The sequence below is a fragment of the Micromonospora sp. NPDC047670 genome (assembly GCF_043204915.1).
Taxonomy (GTDB): Bacteria; Actinomycetota; Actinomycetes; order Mycobacteriales; family Micromonosporaceae; genus Micromonospora.
In genome coordinates this window covers 329,014-350,220 of record NZ_JBIDDA010000002.1, presented here as the reverse complement: position 1 = coordinate 350,220, position 21,207 = coordinate 329,014, and the positions used below count along the sequence as shown (strand labels likewise).

At 74.6% G+C, this 21,207-nt stretch carries 16 protein-coding genes and 1 pseudogene; 7 read left to right on the top strand and 10 right to left on the bottom strand.

The annotated features are described in order from the left end of the window. Nucleotides 1–171: 171 nt before the first annotated feature. From mraY to mraZ, 7 genes and pseudogenes are all read right to left on the bottom strand, one after another. Nucleotides 172–1,299 (bottom strand): phospho-N-acetylmuramoyl-pentapeptide-transferase, encoded by a 1,128-nt coding sequence (gene mraY, locus ACGF7U_RS06195; protein WP_393103496.1) that lies wholly within the window; start codon nt 1,297–1,299, stop codon nt 172–174. Then, entirely contained in the window at nt 1,296–2,720 is a 1,425-nt protein-coding gene (gene murF / locus ACGF7U_RS06190; protein WP_393103494.1) for a UDP-N-acetylmuramoyl-tripeptide--D-alanyl-D-alanine ligase, read from the bottom strand. Before murF ends, mraY begins: the two co-directional genes overlap by 4 nt. Next, nucleotides 2,717–4,279, bottom strand: coding sequence for a UDP-N-acetylmuramoyl-L-alanyl-D-glutamate--2,6-diaminopimelate ligase (locus tag ACGF7U_RS06185; RefSeq protein WP_393103492.1), 1,563 nt, complete (start codon nt 4,277–4,279; stop codon nt 2,717–2,719). The genes murF and ACGF7U_RS06185 overlap by 4 nt, the downstream gene beginning before the upstream one ends. Nucleotides 4,280–4,331: 52 nt before the next feature. Further along, nucleotides 4,332–6,542, bottom strand: coding sequence for a peptidoglycan D,D-transpeptidase FtsI family protein (locus ACGF7U_RS06180; protein WP_393103490.1), 2,211 nt, complete (start codon nt 6,540–6,542; stop codon nt 4,332–4,334). Nucleotides 6,543–6,547: 5 nt separating this feature from the next. Continuing rightward, nucleotides 6,548–7,153: a septum formation initiator family protein gene (locus ACGF7U_RS06175; protein ID WP_393103488.1), complete on the bottom strand. Its 606-nt coding sequence runs from the start codon at nt 7,151–7,153 to the stop codon at nt 6,548–6,550. Next, a pseudogene (rsmH, locus tag ACGF7U_RS06170) lies at nt 7,146–8,256 on the bottom strand (16S rRNA (cytosine(1402)-N(4))-methyltransferase RsmH). The gene ACGF7U_RS06175 and the pseudogene rsmH overlap by 8 nt, the downstream one beginning before the upstream one ends. Nucleotides 8,257–8,460: 204 nt before the next feature. After that, on the bottom strand, nt 8,461–8,892 hold the full coding sequence (gene mraZ, locus ACGF7U_RS06165; RefSeq protein ID WP_393103486.1) for a division/cell wall cluster transcriptional repressor MraZ: 432 nt from the start codon (nt 8,890–8,892) through the stop codon (nt 8,461–8,463). Nucleotides 8,893–9,247: 355 nt separating this feature from the next. Between mraZ and ACGF7U_RS06160 the strand changes: the two genes are divergently transcribed. From ACGF7U_RS06160 to ACGF7U_RS06145, 4 genes are all read left to right on the top strand, one after another. After that, on the top strand, nt 9,248–10,495 hold the full coding sequence (locus tag ACGF7U_RS06160) for a MurT ligase domain-containing protein (RefSeq protein WP_393104135.1): 1,248 nt from the start codon (nt 9,248–9,250) through the stop codon (nt 10,493–10,495). Continuing rightward, nucleotides 10,485–11,207, top strand: coding sequence for a type 1 glutamine amidotransferase (locus ACGF7U_RS06155; protein WP_393103484.1), 723 nt, complete (start codon nt 10,485–10,487; stop codon nt 11,205–11,207). The genes ACGF7U_RS06160 and ACGF7U_RS06155 overlap by 11 nt, the downstream gene beginning before the upstream one ends. Beyond that, nucleotides 11,204–11,884: a TVP38/TMEM64 family protein gene (locus ACGF7U_RS06150; RefSeq protein ID WP_393103482.1), complete on the top strand. Its 681-nt coding sequence runs from the start codon at nt 11,204–11,206 to the stop codon at nt 11,882–11,884. The genes ACGF7U_RS06155 and ACGF7U_RS06150 overlap by 4 nt, the downstream gene beginning before the upstream one ends. A 176-nt stretch (nt 11,885–12,060) precedes the next feature. Further along, a complete protein-coding gene (locus ACGF7U_RS06145; protein WP_393103480.1) occupies nt 12,061–12,768 on the top strand; it encodes a phosphotransferase in 708 nt (235 codons plus the stop codon). A gap of 50 nt (nt 12,769–12,818) precedes the next feature. Here ACGF7U_RS06145 and ACGF7U_RS06140 read toward each other — a convergent pair whose 3' ends face one another. Both ACGF7U_RS06140 and ACGF7U_RS06135 read right to left on the bottom strand, forming a co-directional pair. Further along, nucleotides 12,819–13,475 carry a response regulator gene (locus tag ACGF7U_RS06140; protein WP_393103478.1) on the bottom strand — a complete coding sequence of 219 codons (657 nt, stop codon included), beginning with the start codon at nt 13,473–13,475 and terminating at the stop codon, nt 12,819–12,821. After that, on the bottom strand, nt 13,472–14,692 hold the full coding sequence (locus tag ACGF7U_RS06135) for a sensor histidine kinase (RefSeq protein ID WP_393103476.1): 1,221 nt from the start codon (nt 14,690–14,692) through the stop codon (nt 13,472–13,474). The genes ACGF7U_RS06140 and ACGF7U_RS06135 overlap by 4 nt, the downstream gene beginning before the upstream one ends. Nucleotides 14,693–14,824: 132 nt before the next feature. Here ACGF7U_RS06135 and ACGF7U_RS06130 point away from each other — a divergent pair, with 132 nt between their 5' ends. Both ACGF7U_RS06130 and ACGF7U_RS06125 read left to right on the top strand, forming a co-directional pair. Continuing rightward, nucleotides 14,825–15,739 (top strand): ATP-binding cassette domain-containing protein, encoded by a 915-nt coding sequence (locus tag ACGF7U_RS06130; protein WP_393103474.1) that lies wholly within the window; start codon nt 14,825–14,827, stop codon nt 15,737–15,739. Next, the gene (locus ACGF7U_RS06125) at nt 15,736–16,590 is read left to right on the top strand and encodes an ABC transporter permease (RefSeq protein WP_393103472.1); all 855 of its coding nucleotides are present in this window, start codon (nt 15,736–15,738) and stop codon (nt 16,588–16,590) included. The genes ACGF7U_RS06130 and ACGF7U_RS06125 overlap by 4 nt, the downstream gene beginning before the upstream one ends. A 156-nt stretch (nt 16,591–16,746) precedes the next feature. Here the strand turns inward: ACGF7U_RS06125 and leuS are convergent, their stop codons facing one another. Next, the gene (gene leuS / locus ACGF7U_RS06120) at nt 16,747–19,584 is read right to left on the bottom strand and encodes a leucine--tRNA ligase (RefSeq protein WP_393103470.1); all 2,838 of its coding nucleotides are present in this window, start codon (nt 19,582–19,584) and stop codon (nt 16,747–16,749) included. Between the two features lie 567 nt (nt 19,585–20,151). Between leuS and ACGF7U_RS06115 the strand changes: the two genes are divergently transcribed. Next, nucleotides 20,152–21,207 (top strand): AAA family ATPase, encoded by a 1,056-nt coding sequence (locus tag ACGF7U_RS06115; protein ID WP_393103468.1) that lies wholly within the window; start codon nt 20,152–20,154, stop codon nt 21,205–21,207.

The following is a 21,207-nucleotide window of genomic DNA, read 5'->3' as shown; positions in this document are numbered from 1 at the left end:
CTTGCCTCCCCCACCGGACCATCATCGCGGTTTCCCGGGGTCGCCACCGGCGCAACCGGCCGGTCGGCGTGTCGGGCTTGCGCGCGGCGCCGTTCTCCGTCCCGCCGCCGGACGCGCCGCGGGGCCCGGGCGGCGCGCGCCCGGGCCCCGCGGCGGGGCGGACCGGTCGGCTCAGGTCATGTTCGCGAGGAACTCGCTGTAGAAGAGGCCGAGCGCGATGGCCACGCCGATGCCGGCGATGATCCAGAACCGGACCACGATGTTGACCTCGCTCCAGCCGGCGAGCTCGAAGTGGTGCTGCAGCGGCGACATCCGGAACACCCGCTTGCCGGTGGTCCGGAACGAGATGATCTGGATCACCACGGACATCGTGATGATCACGAAGAGGCCGCCGATGATCGGCAGCAGCAGGATCGTCCGGGTGGACATCGCCATGCCGGCGATCAGGCCGCCGAGGCCCAGCGCTCCCGTGTCCCCCATGAAGATCCGCGCCGGCGAGGTGTTCCACCACAGGAAGCCGACGCAGGCCCCGGCCGCGGCGCCGGCGATCAGGGCGATCTCCAGCGGGTCCCGGACGGTGTAGCAGTAGTCCTGGGTGTAGTCCGGGTCGGCGCACCAGTGCCGGTACTGCCAGAACGCGATCAGCGCGTACGCCGCGAGGACCATCACCGAGGCGCCGGTGGCCAGGCCGTCGAGGCCGTCGGTGAGGTTGACGCCGTTGGTCGCGGCCATCACCACGAAGATGAAGAGAACCACCGCGCCGACCTTGGTGATGTCCAGCGCCGGGATGTCTCGGATGAAGCTGAGCGTCGTGCTGCCCACTGTCTCGGTGTTGGTTTCGGCCCCCGAGGCGTCGGTCATGGTGCTCGGGAAGTAGAGCGCCACCACCCCGAAGACCGCGCCGACCAGGATCTGGCCGAGCAGCTTGCCGCGCTTGTTGAGCCCGCCGCTGTGCCGCTTGCGCACCTTCAGGAAGTCGTCGATGAAGCCGACGGCGCCGGAGAAGACCATCAGCCCCAGCAGCACCAGCGCGGTGATCGTCGGCTCGACCTGGGCGATCTGCGCGTCCGGCAGGGTGGTCAGGGCCAGGTGCCCGGCGACGTACGCGATGACCGTGGCGAGGATGAACACCACGCCGCCCATCGTCGGCGTGCCCTTCTTGCCCTCGTTGCTGGCGAGCCCGAGGTTTGATCGGATCGGCTGGCCGGCCTTCAGCCGGGCGAACACCTTGATCGCGATCGGGGTGCAGAAGAGCGAGATCAGGAAGGCCACCCCGACGGCGACGATGACCGCCCTCATGCGGTGCCGCCCCCCGTCGCCGTCCCGTTGGCCCCGCTGCCGGCGGCGTCGGCGCGCAGCGCGTCGGCCACCTCCCACGTGCGGTACCGGGAGCCCTTCACCAGGACGACGTCGCCCGGCCGTAACTCGCTCCGCAGCACCTCGACGGCCGCCGCCTGATCGGTGAGCAGCACCGACTCTCCTCCCCAGTCACCTACCGATGTCGCGCCTTCGTGGATCGGCGCGGCCGGCTCGCCCACCACGAGCAGCCGGTCGACGCCCAGCTCGGCCGCGAGCCGGCCGACCTCGGCGTGCCCGTCGCGTTCGAACGGGCCCAGCTCGGCCATGTAGCCGAGCACCGCGACGGTGCGCCGCTCCCGCCCGATGCCGGCCAGCGCGCGCAGCGCGACCGCCATCGACGCGGGGTTGGCGTTGTACGAGTCGTCGATCACGGTCACCCCGTCGGCGCGTTCGAAGACGTCCATCCGACGGGTCGAGACCAGCCCCAGCGCGCCCAGCGCGGTGGCCAGCTCGGCCAGCGGCATGCCCAGCTCGCGGGCCACCGCCGCGGCGGCGAGGGTGTTGCCGACCTGGTGTCGGCCGGTCAGCCCGAGCCGCACCGGCGCGGACCCCTCCGGGGTGATGAGGGTGTACGCGGCCCGACCCCGGTCGTCCAGCGTCACGTCCTCGGCCCGCACGTCGGCGTGCGCCGCCTCGCCGTAGCGGATCACCCGGGCGACGGTACGCGAGGCCATCGCGTCGACCAGCGGGTCGTCGGCGTTCAGCACGGCCAGGCCGTCGGCGGGCAGCGCCTCGACCAGCTCGCCCTTCGCCAGCGCGATGGTCTCCACCGAGCCGAACTCGCCGATGTGCGCGACCCCGACGTTGAGCACCACGGAGATCCGCGGCGGCACCACGTCGCACAGGTAACGCACGTGCCCCACCCCGCGGGCGCCCTTCTCCATCACCAGGTAGCGGGTCTCCGGGCCGGCCTGCAACGCCGTGTACGGGTGCCCCAGCTCGTTGTTGAACGAGCCGGGCGGGGCGACCGTCGGGCCGAGCCGCGCGGCGAGCTGGGCGATCAGGTCCTTGGTGGTGGTCTTGCCCGACGACCCGGTCAGTCCGATCACGGTGAGCCCCGGCAGCCGGTCGACCACCGCGCGGGCCAGCCGGCCCATCGCGGCCAGCGCGTCCTCGACCAGCACCATCGGCACGCCGGGCACCTGCCGCGTGCCGAGCACCGCCACCGCGCCGGCCTCCACCGCGGCCGCGGCGTAGTCGTGCCCGTCCACCTTCTCGCCGGGGAAGGCCACGAAGAGCGCGCCCGCGCGCACCTTGCGGGAGTCGAACTCGACGGGGCCGGTGACCCGGGCGTCCGGGTCGGCGGCGGCGAGTCGCCCGTCGACCGCCGAGGCGACCTCGGCCAGGCTGAGCGCGATCACCGCTGACCCGCCGGGTCGCCGAACCGGGCGCGCAGCGCGTCGGCCAGCTCGGTGCGGTCGTCGAACGGGTGCACCTCGCCGCCGATCTCCTGCCCGCGTTCGTGGCCCTTGCCGAGCACCGCGACCACGTCGCCCGGCGCGGCCAGCCGGACCGCCGCGTCGATGGCCGCCCGGCGGCCGGCCACCTCCTCGATCCGCGCCGTCGTACCGGCCCCCCGGGCGCCGGCGAGCACCTCGGCCCGGATCGCCGCCGGGTCCTCCGTGCGCGGGTTGTCGTCGGTCACCAGCACCACGTCCGCTCCCTCCGCCGCGGCGGCGCCCATCACCGGCCGCTTGCCCCGGTCGCGGTCGCCACCGGCACCGATCACACAGATGAGTCGACCGGCGCCGTACTCCCGCAGCGCGGCCAGCGCGGCGACGATCGCGTCCGCCTTGTGCGCGTAGTCGACGACGCCACGCACCGGCCCCGGTGCGCTGACCAGCTCCAGCCGGCCGGGCACCCCGCCGCAGGCGGCCACCCCGGCGGCGGCGGTCTTCGGGTCCACCCCGGCGGCGACCAGCACGGCGATGGCCAGCAGGGCGTTGGCGACGTTGTGCCGCCCCGGCAGCGCCACCCCGGCCGGCAGCGCCAGCCCGTCCGGACCGCGCACCGTGAAGCGCTGCGCGTACCCCTCGCCGCCGACCTCGTCGGCCCACCAGGTGGCCGTCTGGTCGCCGGCCGCCGAGTAGGTCACCGTCGCCGGCTTGTACAGCGGCTTCAGCGCCGGGTCGTCGTGGTTGAGCACCTCCACCGCGCAGCGCCCGTCGAACAGCTGGGCCTTGGCCGCGAAGTAGTCCGCCGAGTCGGCGTGGAAGTCCAGGTGGTCGGAGCCGAAGTTGGTGTAGCCGCCGACGGTGAACCGGACGCCGCCGACCCGGCCCATCGCCAGCGCGTGGCTGGATACCTCCATGACCACGGCGGTGACGCCGCGCTCGCGGGCGGCGGCCAGCATGGCGTGCAGGTCGGTCGCCTCGGGCGTGGTGCGCACGCTGTCGACCACCAGGTCGCCGAGGCGGGTCTCCACGGTGCCGATCAGGCCCGTGGTGTGCCCGGCGGCGCGCAGGCCGGACTCGACCAGGTAGGCGGTGGAGGTCTTGCCGGCCGTGCCGGTCACCCCGATCACCGTCAGCCCCTCGGTCGGGTCGCCGTAGACGGCCGAGGCGAGGGTGCCCAGCACCGCGCGCGGATCGGCGACGACCAGCGCCGGCAGGCCCGCCTCGGCCGCGGCCGGGGCGCCCGCCGGATCGGTCAGCACGGCCACGGCGCCGGCCGCCGCCGCGCCGGCGGCGAACTCCGCGCCGTGCCGGCGGGCGCCCGGCAGCGCCGCGTACAGGTCGCCGGGGCGGACCTCCTGGCTGGCGTGGGTCACCCCCGTCGCCACCAGCTCGGCGGCCCCATCCGGGGGGTCGACGGCGAGCCGGGCGGCGAGGTCGCCGAGCCGGGCGCCGATCACGGTACGGGGACGAGGATTGCCGGGCACGGCGTCAGACCCTACCCGGTCGTCCGGTTCCGGCCGCACAGCCGCCCCGGTGGTTCGTCCGCACTCACCGATGATGTCCCGGCGTGACCGCTCAGCGCGGATAGACCGTGAACTTCGGGGCCTTCTCCCCACTCGGCGGCACGCCGTGGTGACGCAGCGTGAACTGCATCATGTCCCGGAACGCGGGGGCCGCGATGTCGCCGCCGCCGCCGGCGGGCGTGTGCGCGAAGACCGCGATCACGTAGCGGGGGTTCTCGGCCGGGGCCATGCCGATGAACGAGGCCACCTCGCCGGGCTGCTTGCGCCCGTCGACCAGCCGCCAGCCGGTGCCGGTCTTGCCGGCCACCCGCCACTCGGGGATCGCCGCGGCCCTGCCGGTGGCCCCCTCGACGGTGGTCACCGCCTCCAGGATGGTGCGCAGGGCGGCCGCGTTCTCCGGACTGAGCACCGACCGGGTGACCGGGGGGTCGGTCGGCGTGCGCTTCCCGTCCGGCCCGATCACCTCCTTGACCAGGCGCGGCTGGACGTACGTGCCGTCGTTGGCGATCGCCGCGTACGCGGCGGCCATCTGCAGCGGCGTGGCGTCGACGCTGTGCCCGATCGGCACGGACCCGTACGACGACCCGCTCCACTCGTCGGCCGGCAGCAGCCGGCCACTGGCCTCGCCGGGCATGCCGACCCCGGTCGGCTGGCCGAGGCCGAACCGCTTCTGGTAGTCGATCAGGCGTTCCCGGCCGAGCTTGTCGGCGATCTCGATGGTGCCCACGTTCGACGAGTACGCCATCATCCCCGGCAGGCTCATCCGCCGGCCGTCGGCCGGGTGGGTGTCGGCGAACCAGGTGTCGCCCTTGCGGATCGCGTTGGCGATCGGCAGCGTGGTGTCCGGCGTGATCACCCGCTCCTGCAGCGCGGCGCCGAAGGTGATCGCCTTGTGCACCGAGCCGGGGTCGACCACGAAACTGGTGGCCGCGTCCTCGCGGTCGGCCGGGTTGCTCGGTACGGGCTTCGCCGCGTTGTAGGTGGGGTGGCTGGCCTGGGCCAGCACCTCGCCGGTGCCGACTTCGAGGACGACGGCCGCGCCGGTGCTGCCCCTGCTCTGCGCCATGTGCCGGGCCAGCAGCCGCTGCACCATGAACTGGAGGTCGCGGTCGATGGTGAGCGTCAGGGAGCTGCCCGGCTTGGCCTTCGTCGTCTCGCTGTAGCCGCCGGGGATCGGGGCGGCCAGGTCACCGAGGCCGACCTCGTAGACCCGTTTGCCGTCCTCACCGCGCAGCACGTCGTCGTAGCGGGCCTCCAACCCCTCCAGGCCGACCATGTCCTGGCTGGTGAAGCCGAGCAGGTTGGCCGCGAGGTCGCCGCCGGGCACCTCGCGCCGCTCGTCGCGGTGGGTGTAGATGCCGGGCAGTTCCAGGGCGGTGATCTGCCGGGCCCGGTCGATGTCCACCCCCCGGGCGAGGTATTCGAACTGCGAGTCGACCCCGTTGACCCGCTTGCGCGGCTTCATCTTCTCGGCCAGTTCGGAGGCCGGTATGCCGAGCAGCGGGGAGAGCGCCTTCGCGGTGGCCTGGATGTCCTTCACCTGCGTCGGGTCGGCGTAGACGTAGCGCGCCTCGACGCTGTGCGCCAGCGGGGCGCCGGACCGGTCGTAGATCGCCCCCCGGGCCGCCGGCAGGGTGACGGTGCGCAGCCGGTCGGCCACGCCGCCCCCGGCGTACGCCGGGGTCTCCACGGCCTGCAGGACGACCAGCCGGATGCCGATGACGGCGAACAGCGCCAGGGTCAGCACGGTGCCGAGCCGCAGCCGGCGGCGGGGATCGGCCAGCCGCGGCGGCTTCGGTGGCTTGCGGGACGGTCGCCGGGCGGCCGGACGGTCCGGCCGGCGTGGCGCGCGGCGGCGGGGCGCCGACGGCTCGTCGTCGTGGCGCGGGCCGCGCGGCGTGCGCGGGGTGACGGTGCGGACGACGCCGGAGCGGCCCGCCGCCTCGCGCCGGCCGGTCCGGCCGGCGCCCGCGCGCCCGCCGTCGAGCACCTGGAGGGCGGGACGGAACGGGTCGCCGGAGCGGGTGCTGCGGGGGGTCCGGCGCTGCTCGGCGCGGCCGGTGTCGTCGTCGCGTTCACCCCGCCCGCCGGCGCGCTGCTCACGGACGGTGCGCCCTCGCGGGGTGTACGCGCGGGCGTCGGAGATGCCACCGGTTCCCGGCTCGCCGGAGCGCCGCTCGCCGCCCCGACCACCGACGTCGCGGGACGAACCGCGCCGGGAGCCCGTGGCGTCCCGGCGCGGTTCCTCCGATCTCGGCGGCACGGTCGTCAGCCTCCCGCGCCCTGCTGGCTGGTGATCGACGGCTGGCCGTCGGCCGGCTGCGGCACACCGATCACCTTGCCGTCGGGCAGCCGGATGTAGGCCGGCTCGCCGGCCTCCACCAGGCCCAGACGGCGGGCGTGGGCCTCCAGGTTGCCGGGGGCCTCCGCGTCGGCGATCTGCTTGTTCAGCTGCTGCTGCTCCAGGTCGAGCTTGGCCTGCTGCTCCTGGAGCTTCTCCAGCCGGAACGCGTTCTCGTTGATCTTCGTGTTGACCAGCAGGATGCCGAGCACCCCGCCGACCACCAGCACCACCACCAGCGCGGCGAACGGCGCCCGCGGCACCTTCACCGGCGGCGGCGGCGCCACCCGGAGCCGCGGCGGGCGCGCCGCGGTGGCGTCGCCCCGCTCGGCCGGCCGCAGCGCGGCGCTGCCCTGCGTCGGGAACTCGCGCGCCCCCCGGGCGCGAGTCTCCCCCAGCCGGCTCGTCCGGTCCGCCCGCGGCGTGCCGGTCCCGGTGCGCGTGGCCCGCTCCGCCGCGGTCCGGCCCCCCGACCGCGGTGTGCGCTGCCCGCCGCCGGTCACGTTCCGGCGGTCGCGCTTGTCATTAGTCATGTCCCTCCCCCTCCACGTCCGTCCCTGTCCCGTCCCCCGGGGTCCGTCGGATCCGTCGTGGATCCGGTGGACCCCGCCCCCGGTTGGTGCATCGCCTTGACCCGCCGGCGGTACCGTTCGCGGTCGGTACGCCCCTGCTGCGCCGCGTCCGGGTCGAGCCGCTCCGCGGCCCGCAGCCGCACGGAGGCGGCCCGCGGGTTCGCGGCGACCTCCCTCTCCCCGGGCAGTTCGGCGCCCCGGCTGAGTAGCCGGAACGTCGGACCCGACCCGGGCAGCTCGACCGGGAGGTCGACCGGGCCCTTGCTGCGGACCCGGTCGGCGAGCGCCGCCTTGGTGAGCCGGTCCTCCAACGAGTGGTAGGACAGGACCACCATGCGGCCGCCCACGTTGAGCTTGTCGAGCGCGGCCGGCAGCGCCGTCTCCAGCGCTGCCAGCTCCTTGTTTACCTCGATCCGTAAAGCCTGAAACGTTCTCTTTGCCGGGTGTCCCCCGGTTCGTCTGGCTGGTGCCGGGATGGACTCCCGAACCAGCTCGGCCAGCCGCGCCGACGAGGTGATCCGGGCCCGCTCGCGCTCCCGGATGATCGCCGAGGCGATCCGGCCGGCGAACTTCTCCTCGCCGTAGACCCGCAGCACCCGGGCCAGGTCCGGGTGGGAGTAGGTGTTGACCACCTCCTCGGCGGTCACCCCCCGGGTCTGGTCCATCCGCATGTCCAGTGGGGCGTCCTGCGCGTAGGCGAACCCGCGGTCGGGTGCGTCGAGTTGCAGCGACGAGACCCCCAGGTCGAACAGGATCCCGTCGATCGCCGGGTAGCCGAGCCGGTCGAGCACCTCGGGCAACTCGTCGTAGACGGCGTGCTCCAGGTGGATCCGGTCGGCGAAACGGGCCAACCGGACGCGCGCGTGGGCGAGCGCCTCGGTGTCCCGGTCCAGCCCGACGAGCACCGTCTCCGGGTGCGCCTCCAGCACCGCCTCGGCGTGCCCGGCCAGGCCCAGCGTCGCGTCGACATGGACCGTCCGCCCGCCCCGGCCCAGCGCGGGGGCCAGCAACTCGAGACACCGCTCGAGCAGTACGGGCACGTGCGTGCCGCGTAGCTCCCCCATGTCGACCCCCACTGGTTGAAACCTCAGTCCTTCTGCGCCTGTCGTCGGACGACGCCGTGCCCGTCGTACCGCCAGATCCCCATCCGCTCCCGCCCGCCGGAGGCCGCGGCCCTCCCATCGGATCGTGCGCCTGGCACCGGGGAAGGGGTGCCAGGAACTCGAAAGCGGGTGGAGATCTCGCAGTACGTCGGGCGTCGTCACGCCCTACAGACCGCCGGGCAGCACCCCCTCCTCGATGTCGGCGAAGTCGTCTTCGCTCTCCGCGAGGTAGGACTCCCAGGCGAGCTTGTCCCAGATCTCCACCCGGGTGCTCGCGCCGATCACGACCAGATCCCGGTCGAGAGCGGCGTACGCCCGCAGGTGGGCCGGGATCGTCACCCGGCCCTGCTTGTCGGGCACCTCGTCGTGCGCGCTGGCGAAGAAGACCCGGCTGTAGGCCCGGGCCGCCTTGTGCGTCATCGGCTGCGCGCGCAACTGCTCCGCGATCCGCTGGAACTCGGGCATCGGGAAGACGTAGAGGCAGCGCTCCTGCCCTTTGGTGATCACGACACCCCCCGCCAGCTCGTCCCGGAACTTCGCCGGAAGGATCAACCGGCCTTTGTCGTCCAGGCGCGGGGTGTGGGTGCCGAGGAACACGGCCCAACCCCCTCGCCCTTGAGCGGCGTTCGCGGCGCCGCTGACCCCCCGGGCCGGTGGGCCCTCCCGGCCTCACCATTGCGCCCCACTCTACTCCACTTCCCTCCACCCGCAACCAGAAACGCCCGCGTGGCGCGTCCTTTCGGCGCGCGAAACCGCACGTCAGAGGGGGTGGAGCGGAGTGGAGGGCCGCGGGGCCCCGGAGGGCCCGTCCGCTTTCCGACATAGATCGACTCCGTCCGGCTGAGCGCGATCCGGCCACCCCGCCGGGACGCCCCGGCCGAACGGTTCGCCGTCGGCGGCGATCTGGTGGGGCCGCCGGTCCGGTAACCTCGCTCGGGTGACGGACGCGAAGATGCCCCTGCGGGCAAAGGTGGCCAGCTCGGTGTCGCGGACCGCCGCGGCGCTGTCGCGGGCCGCGGGCCGCGGCGACGGCTCGGTGATCGGCGGCTGGATCGGCCTGAAGATCGATCCCGACCTGCTGGCCCACCTGTCGGCCGGGCGCGCCATCGCCCTGGTTTCCGGCACCAACGGCAAGACGACCACCACCCGGCTCACCGCCGCCGCCGTCGGGGTGCTCGGCCGGGTCGCCACCAACTCCTTCGGCGCCAACATGCCGACCGGGCACACCTCCGCGCTGGCCAAGGCCGGCAGCACTCCCTACGCGGTGCTGGAGGTGGACGAGCACTACCTCGCCCAGGTGCTGGAGGCCACCGAACCGCACGTGGTGGCGCTGCTCAACCTCTCCCGCGACCAGCTCGACCGCGCCAAGGAGGTCGCCATGATGGCGCAGCTCTGGCGCGCCGCGCTGGTCCGGCACACCGACGTCCGCATCGTCGCCAACGCCGACGACCCGATGGTGGTGTGGGCCGCCACGCCGCCGCCCAACCACGACCACCGCATCGCCCCGCCGCAGGTCACCTGGTTCAGCGCCGGGCAGCGCTGGCACGACGACTCGTGGGTCTGCCCCGAGTGCGGCTCGACCATCCAGCGCTCCGGCGACCAGTGGTGGTGCAGCGGCTGCCCGCTGCGTCGGCCCGAGCCGCAGTGGACGGTGGAGGACGACGGCGTGGTCGACCCGACCGGCGCCTGGCACAAGGTCAAGCTCCAGCTCCCCGGCAAGGTGAACCTCGGCAACGCGGCAACCGCGCTGGCCGTGGCCGCCGAGTTCGGCGTCCGGCCGGTGGACGCGGTGCTCCAGCTCGGCACCGTCACCTCCGTCGCGGGCCGCTACGCGCAGGTCGACCGGGACGGGCGCAACATCCGGCTGTTGCTGGCCAAGAACCCGGCCAGCTGGCTGGAGGCGTTCGACATGGCCGACGAGGCGCCGACCCTGCTCTCCATCAACGCCCGCGACCCCGACGGGCTGGACACCTCCTGGCTGTTCGACGTCGACTTCGCCCCGCTGCGCGGGCGGCAGGTGCTGATCACCGGCGACCGCGCGTACGACCTGGCGGTCCGGCTGGAGGTCAACGACGTGCCGTTCCAGCACGTGCGGACGTTCCACGACGCCGTCCGGGCGGTGCCTCCGGGCCGCCTGGAGGTCATCGCGAACTACACCGCGTTCCAGGACATCCGAGCGGAGTTGGACCGTGTCAACTGAGAGCCTGCGCATCGTCTGGATCTACCCCGACCTGCTCTCCACCTACGGCGACCGGGGCAACGCCCTGATCCTCGCCCGCCGGGCGCGCCAGCGCGGGTTCCCGGTCGAGGTGCTGGAGGTCCGCTCCGACCAGCGCCTCCCCTCCACCGCCGACATCTACCTCATCGGCGGCGGCGAGGACGGCCCGCAGGCGCTCGGCGCGCAGCGGCTGCTCGCCGACGGCGGCCTGCACCGCGCGGTCGCCCAGGGCTCGGTGGTGTTCGGCGTCTGCGCCGGCTACCAGCTCCTCGGCACCTCCTTCTTCGCCAAGGGCACCCGGTGCGCCGGGCTGGAGCTGCTCGACCTCTCCTCCGACCGGGGGCCGACCCGAGCGGTGGGCGAACTGGCCGGCGACGTCGACCCGCGGCTGGGCGTGCCGGCGCTGACCGGGTTCGAGAACCACGGCGGCCGCACCCACCTCGGCCCCGGCGTCTCCCCGCTGGCCCGGGTCACCGCCGGGGTCGGCAACGACGGCGCCACCGAGGGAGCCTGGCGGGGCAAGCTGCTCGGCACGTATTCGCACGGTCCCGCCCTGGCCCGCAACCCCGCCCTGGCCGACCTGCTGCTGCGCTGGGCCACCGGCGTGCACCAGCTCCCGCCGCTGGACGACACCTGGTCGGACCGGCTCCGCGCCGAGCGCCGCGCCGCGGTGGCCGCCGCCGCCCGGGCATGACCCCCGCCGTCCGGCGGCTGGGGAAGCCGTCGGCCGTCCGGTTCGGGCTGCTGCTGCTCCTGCTCGCCACGTTCGGGGCGGCGCTGCTCGTCGTACCCGTGCCCGAGGCCGGGGAGTTGCCCCGGCTGGCCGACCGGCTGGGCGACCTCGCCCCCGTGGCGGCGGTCGTCGGCGGGGCGCTGCTGCTGGTGGCGCTCGTCCCCCGGACCTTCGTCACGCTCGCCTCGGGGGCGATCTTCGGCGCGCTGGAGGGCGCCGCGTACGCGCTGGGCGCCGCGCTGCTGGCGGCGGCGCTGGGCTTCACGGTCGGCCGCCTCCTCGGGCGGGAGTTCGTCGCCGAGCGGGTGCGCGGCCGACTGGCCCGGCTCGACGGCTGGTTCGCCCGGCAGAGCGTCCTCGGCGTGGTGACCGTACGGCTGCTGCCGATCGCGGGCTTCGGCCTGGTCAGCTACGGCTACGGGACCACCGGCGCGCGGGTGCTGCCGTTCCTGGCGGGCAGCGTGCTCGCCTCGGCCCCCACCGCCTTCGGCTACGCGGCGGTGGGCGCGGCGGCCACCTCCCCGGGGGACGTCAACTGGTTCGCCGCCGCCCCCGCCGCGCTCGGCCTGGTCGCCAGCGTGGTGCTGATCCGCCGCTGGTGGCGCGCCGAGCGGCAGCGCCGGCTCGGGCCGAGCTGAGGCCGGCGGTGCGCGGCGGGCCGCCCGGACCGGGCGGGGACAGCGGGTCGCCCGGACCGGGCGGGGACAGCGGTCCGGGTCACGACAGGCGGCAGCCGACCGGGGCCACCGGCCGCGTCGACCCGGCGATCGCCGAGGAGCGGCTGGCCGGGGGTTTCATCGCCGAGGTGGTCCGGGTGGGCGACACCGTCCGGCGTACCCCGCCGGCGAACGCCGACTTCGTCGCCGCGCTGCTGCGGCACCTGGAGCGGGCGGGCGCGGAGGTCGCGCCACGCCACCTCGGCACGGACGGGCACGGCCGGCAGGTGCTCAGCCACGTCGACGGCCGGGTGCCGTGGCGCGACCGGGAGGACCCGGCGTTCTTCGCCGACCCGGCGTTGACCAAGCTGGCCGAGCTCATCCGGCGACTGCACGACGCGTGCGCCGGCAGCGCCCTGGCCGGGGGCGCCGAGACGGTCTGCCACCGCGACCTGTCCCCGAAGAACACGGTGTACCGCGACTCCCCCGCCGGCCTGCTGCCGGTGGCGTTCCTCGACTGGGACCTGGCCGGGCCGGGGCGGCGGGTCGAGGACGTGGCCTTCGCCGCCTGGCACTGGGCGGAGCTGGGGCCGGGTGCCGACCCGGCGGAGCTGGGCCGGCGCGCCCGGCTGCTCTGCGACGCCTACGAGGCGGGCGGCGGGGAACCGCTGGCGCTGCCCCGCGCCGAACTGGTCGACGTCGTGCTCGGCCAGCTCGACGGCACCTGGCGGGGCATCGTGGCCGGCGCCGAGCGGGGCGAGGAGAGCATGCGCCGGCTGCGCGACGCCGGGGTGCCACCGATGATCCGCGGCTGGCACGACTGGCTCACCGACCACCGCGCCGCGGTGGCGGTCGCCCTGCGCTGACCGGCCGGGGCCACCGCCGGCGGCGGCCCGCGCCCGTCGGGTGCGACGCGTCACCGCGTCGGGGACACCAGACCGGCCTCGTAGGCGGCGATGACGAGGTGCACGCGGTCGCGGGCGTTCAGCTTGCTGAACAGCCGGGCCACGTGTGCCTTGGCGGTGGCGGCGCTGATCGTCAGCTCGGTGGCGATCTCGCCGTTGGACAGGCCCCGGCCGACGAGGGTAAGCACCTCGCGCTCCCGCTCGGTGACGCCGTCCAGGGCCCTGGTCGGGGCGGCGGGGGTCGGCCGGCGGGCGAACTCGGCGATAAGCCGGCGGGTGACGCCCGGGGCGATCAGCGCGTCCCCGGCGGCGACCACCCGGACCGCGCCGAGGATGTCGTCCAGCGCCATGTCCTTGACGAGGAACCCGCTCGCGCCGGCGCGCAGCGCGGCGTGCACGTGCTCGTCGTCGTCGAAGGTGGTGAGCACGAGGACCCGGGTCGGCCCGCCGTGCGCGGTGATCGCGCGGGTGGCCTGGATGCCGTCCGTGCCGGGCATCCGCAGGTCCATCAGGACCACGTCGGGCGCGAGGTCGCGGGCCAGCCGCACCGCCTCGGCGCCGGTGCCCGCCTCGCCGACGACGTCGATGTCGGGGGCGTCGGCGATGAGCACCCGCAGGCCGGCGCGGACCAGTGGCTGGTCGTCGACGAGCAGCACCCGGACGGTCACCGCTCCCCCGTCCCGCTCCGCGATCCGACCGGCTCCCGCGCCGTCGGTGGCGCCGGCAGCCACGCCGCGACCCGGAAGCCGCCCTCGGGGCGCGGCCCGGCGTGGAACCGGCCGCCGGCCAGCGCGACCCGTTCCCGCATGCCGACGATGCCGTGCCCCTCGCCGCCGACCGTGCCGCCCCGGCCGTCGTCGACGACCTCCACCGCGACCTCGTCGGGGCCGTGCGTGACGGTGACCCGGCAGCGGTCGCTGCCCGCGTGTCGTACCACGTTGGTGAGCGCCTCCTGCACGATCCGGAACGCGGCGAGGTCGACCTCGGCCGGGACCGGCCGCCGCTCGCCGCCGCGCCGCAGGTCCACCCGGACCCCGGCGTCGGCGGCGGCCGTGACCAGCCGGTCGAGGTCGTCCAGTCCGGGCGTCGGATCCAGCGACGCCGGCGCCGACTCCGGGCGGCGCAGCGCGCCGAGCGTACGCCGCAGGCCGGCCAGGGTGTCGCGGCTGGTCGCCTCGATGGTGGCCAGCGCGGCGCGCGCCTGCGCCGGTTGGGTGTCGATGACCCGGGCCCCCACGCCGGCCTGGATGGCGATCACCCCGATGCTGTGGGCGACCATGTCGTGCAGCTCGCGGGCGATGCGCAGTCGCTCGGCGGTGACCGCCTCGGCGGCGGCGTGCGACCGGAGCGCCTCGGCGTAGCCGCGTCGGGCCCGCACCGAGTTGCCGACCGTCCACGCGGTGACGACCGCCAGCACGGAGAGCGTGGCCCGGTTGACGGGGTCGCTGGAGATGAGCGTGAAGCCCGCGGCGATCTGCACGGCGAGCGTCCCGACGGCCACCGGCACCGAGACGCGGCGCGGCCGGTTCGCCGCGATCAACCCCACCACCAGGTCGATCGTCAGGAACTGCGCGTACCAGATGTCGGTCAGGTAGCCGCCATCCGGGGCGTGGACGGTCACGGTGACCGCGCACGCCGCGACCAGCATCAGCGTCAGGGCCAGCACCGGCCGGCGCCGCAGCAGCCCGGCGGGCAGTCCCACGGCCAGCAGCGGCACCAGGTAGCGCTCCGGGAGCCACCAGTCGCCGAACCCCACGCCGCTGCGGCTCGACGCCGCCCGCGGCGCCAGAACCACGGCGACCGGCAGCAGCGCGACGCCGGCCCAGGGCAGCACCGCCCGCGCCAGCGACGGGACGCGACGCGGGCGCGGCGCGGTGGCATCCATGCGGACAAGCTATCCGGCGCACCGTCGTCCCGGCATCGGCCCACGGGCGTACGCCCCGGGGCCGATCGCCGGCCGCCGGTTGTGGCCGTCGGGGCGACGTCGCGCCGGCCGCCGCCCGGCACCGTGAACCACGTGATCGAACTGAACGCCCTGACGAGACGGTACGGCCGCACGACGGCCGTCGACGACCTCACCCTGACCGTGCGCCCCGGTCACGTGACCGGGTTCCTCGGCCCCAACGGGGCCGGCAAGTCCACCACGCTGCGGATGATCATCGGGCTCACCGCGCCGACCAGCGGCACCGTCACCGTGGACGGGGTCCGGTTCGCGGGCCGGCCGCGGGGCCTGCGGCACGCCGGCGCGCTGCTCGACGCCGGCGACGTGCACAGTGGGCGCAGCGCCGTGGCCCACCTGTCGGCGCTGGCCCGCAGCAACGGCACCGCCCGCGCCCGGGTCGACGAGGTGTTGCGGGAGGTGGGGCTGTCGGCCGTCGCGCGGCGGCGCATCGGCGGCTTCTCGCTCGGCATGCGCCAGCGGCTCGGGATCGCCGCCGCGCTGCTCGGGGACCCGCCCGTGCTCCTGTTCGACGAGCCGTTCAACGGCCTCGACCCGGAGGGGGTGCGTTGGGTACGGGACCTGTTCCGGCGGCTGGCGGCGGAGGGGCGCACGGTCTTCGTCTCCAGCCACCTGATGAGCGAGATGCAGAACTGCGTCGACCGGCTCGTGGTGATCGGCCGGGGTCGGCTGATCGCCGAGCAGAGCCTCGCCGAGTTCGCCGCCGGCAGCACCCGGGCCAGCGTGACCGTCCGTACGCCCGACGCGGCGGGGCTGGCCGCCGCGCTGGCGGCCGAGGGCGCCGACGTGCGACCGGCCGACGCCGGGGCGCTCGCCGTGACCGGCCTGCCGGCCGCCCGGATCGGCGACGTCGCGCTCGCCCACGGCATCGCACTGCACGAACTGACCACCCGCGCCGCCTCGCTGGAGGAGGCGTTCATGGAACTCACCGCCGACAGCGTGGAGTACCTCGCCGGGGAGGGAACCCGATGACCGCCGTGACCGAGCCGACCCGCAGACCGACCGTGACCGGGACGCCGGCCCGGTTCCGCGACCTGCTGGCCGCCGAGTGGATCAAGCTGTGGTCGCTGCGCTCGACCCGCTGGACGCTGCCGCTGGTCTTCCTGTTCGTGGTGGGGGTCAGCGTCAACGCCAGCCTCGCCGACCACCGGAACTGGCCGACGTATCCCGAGGGGCGACGGGAGATGTTCCGCCTGTACGGCCCGGTGCGGGACGCCTTCCCGGAGGCCGGCTACCTGCTGCTGATCCTCACCTCGGCCACCCTCGGCGCCCTGACCGTCGTCGGCGAGTACCAGAGCGGGCTGATCCGGGCCACGTTCGCCGCCGTCCCCGCCCGCCGGGCGGTGGTCGTGGCGAAGGCCGCCGTGCTGGCCGGGGTCATGCTCGTCCTCGGCACGGTCACGGCGGCGACCTCGTTCTGGGTGTCCCAGGCGATCCTCGCCGACCGGAACGCCGGCTGGTCGATCGGCGAGCCGGGGGTGCTGCGCGCCACCGTGGCGAGCGCCGTGCTCGTGCCCGTGTGCGCGCTGGTCGGGATGGGTCTGGGCGCGCTCACCCGGCACGCCGCCGGGGCCGTGGCCACGGCCACGTCGGTGCTCGTGCTGGCGCCGATGGTGGTGGACAGCGACGAGCACCGGTGGATCGCCGAGCTGTACAACGCCCTGCCGCTGGCCGCCTGGCTGCGGCTGATCGAGGTGCATCCGGACGTCATCAACCCGGACCCGTTCCCGGCCACGGTGGCCGGCTCGTGGCTGGTCCTCGCCGGTTGGTCCGTCGCCGCGACGCTGACCGCCGTGACCGTCGTCCACCGCCGCGACCCGTAGCCGGCACCGCCGGGCCGGGGCGACGTCGGCACCGCCGGGCCGGGCGACGTCGCGCGTCGCCCGGCCCGGCAGGCCCTGCCGCCCGCTCGGGTGTGGGGAGAGTGCCCCCTCCTGCGCGCAGGGCGACAGGAGGGGGCTCGCCGCGCCCGGCGCTGGTCAGGCGACGACGGAGACCATGCGGCCCTTGACGACGATGACCTTGCGGGGCTCCTTGCCGGCCAGGGACGACGCGACCGCCTCCAGGGCCGCCGCGCGGACGGTCTCCTCGGACGCGTCGGCGGGGACCTCGATCCGGCCCCGCACCTTGCCGTTGATCTGCACCGGGTAGGTCACGGTCTCCGCCACCAGCAGCGCCGGGTCGGCGGTCGGGAAGTCCACGTACGTCAGGGAGGTGTCGTGGCCCAGCCGCCGCCACAGCTCCTCGGCCACGTGCGGGGCGAACGGCGCCAGCATCAGCACCAGCGGCTCGGCCACCTCGCGCGGGGTCTCCGACAGCCGGGTCAGCCCGTTGGTCAGCTCGATCAGCTTGGCGATCGCGGTGTTGAACCGGATCGCCTCCATGTCGCCGCGGACCCCGTCGACCACCTTGTGCAGCAGCCGCCGGGTCGCGTCGTCGGCCGGCGCGTCGGTGACCCGCAGCGCGCCGGTCTGCTCGTCGACGACCGCCCGCCAGACCCGCTGCAGGAACCGATACGACCCGACGACCGCCCGGGTCTCCCACGGACGGGACACCTCCAGCGGACCCATCGACATCTCGTAGACCCGGAACGTGTCGGCGCCGTACGCGGCACACATCTCGTCCGGGGTGACCACGTTCTTCAGGGACTTGCCCATCTTGCCGTACTCGCGCTTGACGGCCGTGTCGCCCAGGTAGAAGCCGCCGTCGCGCTCGGTCACCTCCTCGGCGGGCACGTACGCGCCCCGGGCGTCGGTGTACGCGTACGCCTGGATGTAGCCCTGGTTGAACAGCTTGCGGAACGGCTCGAACGACGAGACGTGGCCCAGGTCGTACAGCACCTTGTGCCAGAACCGGGCGTACAGCAGGTGCAGCACGGCGTGCTCGGCGCCGCCGACGTACAGGTCGGTGCCCCCGCAGTCGCCCTCGCCGCGCGGCCCCATCCAGTAGCGCTCGTTCTCGGCGTCGACGAACCGCTCCCGGTTGGTCGGGTCCAGGTAGCGCAGCTCGTACCAGCAGGAGCCGGCCCACTGCGGCATCACGTTGGTCTCGCGGGTGTAGCGCTTCGGGCCGTCGCCCAGGTCCAGCTCCACCTCGACCCAGTCGCGCCGGCGCGACAGCGGGGTCTCCGGGTCGCTGTCGGCGTCCTCCGGGTCGAAGGTGCGCGGCGAGAAGTCGTCCACCTCGGGCAGCTCGACCGGCAGCATCTCCTCCGGCAGCGCGATGGCGGCGCCGGTCTCGTCGTACACGATCGGGAACGGCTCGCCCCAGTAACGCTGCCGGGAGAACAGCCAGTCGCGCAGGCGGTAGGTCACCGCGCCGGCGCCGTGCCCGTTGGCCTCCAGCCACTCGATGATCCGGGCCTTGGCGTCGGCGACCCCCAGGCCGTCCAGGTCCAGGCCGCGCTCGGGCGCGGCGCTGTTGACCGCCGGCCCGTCCCCGGTGTACGCCTTGCCGGCGAAGCCCTCCGGCGGCTGCACGGTGCGCACGATGGGCAGCTCGAAGACCTCGGCGAACGCCCAGTCCCGCTCGTCCTGGGCGGGGACCGCCATGATCGCGCCGGTGCCGTAGCCCGCCAGCACGTAGTCGGCGATGAAGATCGGGATCTGCGCGCCGGTGACCGGGTTGGTGGCGTACGCCCCGACGAAGACGCCGGTCTTCTCCTTGGTGTCGGCCTGCCGCTCGACGTCGGTCTTGGCCGCCGCCGCCTTGCGGTACGCCTCCACGGCCGCGCGCGGGTTGGCGTGCCCGCCGGTCCACGCGTCCCGCGTCCCCTCCGGCCAGGCGGCCGGCACCAGCGCGTCGACCAGCTCGTGCTCGGGGGCCAGCACCATGTAGGTGGCGCCGAAGATCGTGTCGGGCCGGGTCGTGAACACCCGGATCGGCTCACGCTCCGTGGGGAAGTCGATGTGCGCGCCCTGCGAGCGGCCGATCCAGTTGCGCTGCATCAGCTTGATCGGCTCGGGCCAGTCCAGCGTGTCCAGGTCGTCCAGCAGCCGGTCGCCGTACGCGGTGATCCGCATCATCCACTGCTTCAGGTTGCGCTTGAAGACCGGGAAGTTGCCCCGCTCGGAGCGCCCGTCGGCGGTGACCTCCTCGTTGGCCAGCACGGTGCCCAGCCCGGGGCACCAGTTGACCGGCGCCTGCGACACGTACGCCAGCCGGTGGTCGTCGACGACGGCCCGGCGCTCGGCGACGGACAGCTCGGCCCACGGGCGGCCGTCGGGGGTCGGCCGGTTACCGCCCTCGAACTCGGCGATCAGCTCGGCGATCGGGCGGGCCCGCTTCGCCTCGGCGTCGTACCAGGAGTTGAAGATTTGCAGGAAGATCCACTGGGTCCAGCGGTAGAAGTCCGTGTCGATGGTGGCCACCGAGCGGCGCCCGTCGTGGGCCAGGCCCAGCCGGCGCAGCTGCGCCTTGTAGCGCTCGATGTTGGCCAGGGTGGTGGTCCGCGGGTGCGTGCCGGTCTGCACCGCGTACTGCTCGGCCGGCAGGCCGAACGCGTCGAAGCCCATCGCGTGCAGCACGTTACGCCCCGCCATCCGCTGGTAGCGGGCGAAGCAGTCGGTGCCGATGTAGCCCAGCGGGTGCCCGACGTGCAGGCCGGCGCCCGACGGGTACGGGAACATGTCCATCACGTACAGCTTCTCGGCGCCGGCGCGGGGGTGGTCGGGGTCGGCCAGCGGACCGGTCGGGTTGGGGGCGTGGAAGGTGCCCTCCCGCTCCCAGGTGTCCTGCCAGCGCTGCTCGATCTCCTCGGCCAGGGCCGCGGTGTACCGGAACGGGGGAATGTCGCCCGCCGGTGCTGCCTCACTCATGGCGTCTCCTCGCTTCGCTCGTCGCCGCCGGCCGCGCCACGGCCGGGCTGGATGCTGACCTCGCTCGGCGCGGTCATGTCGGTACGGGTCGGGTCTGCTCGCCGCCGGCGCCGTGCCGCCGGCGCCGGTGCCGACCGCCGGGACGCCCGGCGGAGGGCACAAAAAAGCCCCTCGCGCAGGAGGGGCCGCCGTGCTGTCGCGCGTCAGCGCATCAGCACGGCCCGGTAAGAAGCAGGAAGAATCCGGCCATGACCGGGAGTGTACCCCGCCGTCCGGTCCCGCATCTCGCCCGCCACCACCGGTCGGGACGCGGGCCCCGCCCGGCGGACGCCCCGTCGCCCCTTCGTGATCATGGCTGACACCAGGAGCGACAGGCGGATCCCCCGACCCGGCGAATATTCGGGGCGTAACCGGCGGTCCACCTGCGGGGGTCGGCGACAGCGAGAAACATGGTTAGCCTGAGAGACCAGTGAGATTCCTGCGGCAGACGAGGCTCGACGTCGCGAACCCAACGGCGGGTCCAGCTGCTCTGTACAGAGCTGCCGTCCGGCGACGAGGAGGAGGCCCGTGACACAACAGACCTGGGACGAGGTGGGCGGCCTGCTGCCGCACGACGAGTTCCGCGCCGCCAGCGAAGCCATCGTCTCGAACATCGAGCAGGTCATCGAGGGTAAGACCGCCACCGTGCGGCTCGCCCTGGCGGTCCTGCTCGCCGAGGGGCACCTGCTCATCGAGGACGTGCCGGGCGTCGGCAAGACCAAGCTCGCCAAGGCCATGGCCCGCTCGATCGACTGCTCGGTGCGCCGCATCCAGTTCACGCCGGACCTGCTGCCCAGCGACGTCACCGGGGTCAGCGTCTACAACCAGGAGACGCACGACTTCGAGTTCCGCCCCGGCGCGGTCTTCGCCAACCTGGTCGTCGGCGACGAGATCAACCGCGCCTCGCCGAAGACCCAGTCCGCGCTGCTGGAGTGCATGGAGGAGCGGCAGGTGACCGTCGACGGCGTCACCTACCAGCTCCAGACGCCGTTCATGGTCATCGCCACCCAGAACCCGATCGAGATGGAGGGCACCTACCCCCTCCCCGAGGCGCAGCGCGACCGGTTCACCGCCCGCATCGCGATGGGCTACCCGGACCCGAACGCGGAGCTGGCCATGCTCGACGGGCACGGCGCCACCGACCCGCTCGACGAGCTGCGGCCGGTCTCCGACGCCAACACCGTGCGCCAGCTCATCGGCCACGTCCGGCAGGTGCACGTCGCCGACGCCGTCAAGCAGTACGCGATCGACCTGGTCACCGCCACCCGCGAGGCCCCCGACCTGCGTCTCGGCGCCAGCCCGCGGGCCACCCTCCAGTTGCTGCGCACCGCCCGCGCGGTCGCCGCCCTGGAGGGGCGCGACTACGTCCTCCCCGACGACCTGCAGGCGCTGGCCGTGCCGGTGCTCGCGCACCGGATCATCCCGACGGCCGACGCCCAGCTGGCCCGGCGCACCACCGACGCCATCGTCTCCGAGCTGGTGCACCGGCTGCCGCTGCCGCACGACCGCACGCGCTCCCCGTACGACACCCGGCCCACGGGTGAGGGCAACGGTCGAGCCGCCTACGAGCCGCGGAGGCGGTGA

Bases quoted from the DNA above. Each gene is read 5' to 3' on its own strand.
- mraY (WP_393103496.1), bottom strand. From the start codon at position 1,299: ATGAGGGCGGTCATCGTCGCCGTCGGGGTGGCCTTCCTGATCTCGCTC.
- ACGF7U_RS06175 (WP_393103488.1), bottom strand. From the start codon at position 7,153: ATGACTAATGACAAGCGCGACCGCCGGAACGTGACCGGCGGCGGGCAG.
- ACGF7U_RS06160 (WP_393104135.1), top strand. From the start codon at position 9,248: ATGCCCCTGCGGGCAAAGGTGGCCAGCTCGGTGTCGCGGACCGCCGCG.
- ACGF7U_RS06150 (WP_393103482.1), top strand. From the start codon at position 11,204: ATGACCCCCGCCGTCCGGCGGCTGGGGAAGCCGTCGGCCGTCCGGTTC.
- ACGF7U_RS06135 (WP_393103476.1), bottom strand. From the start codon at position 14,692: ATGGATGCCACCGCGCCGCGCCCGCGTCGCGTCCCGTCGCTGGCGCGG.
- ACGF7U_RS06125 (WP_393103472.1), top strand. From the start codon at position 15,736: ATGACCGCCGTGACCGAGCCGACCCGCAGACCGACCGTGACCGGGACG.
- leuS (WP_393103470.1), bottom strand. From the start codon at position 19,584: ATGAGTGAGGCAGCACCGGCGGGCGACATTCCCCCGTTCCGGTACACC.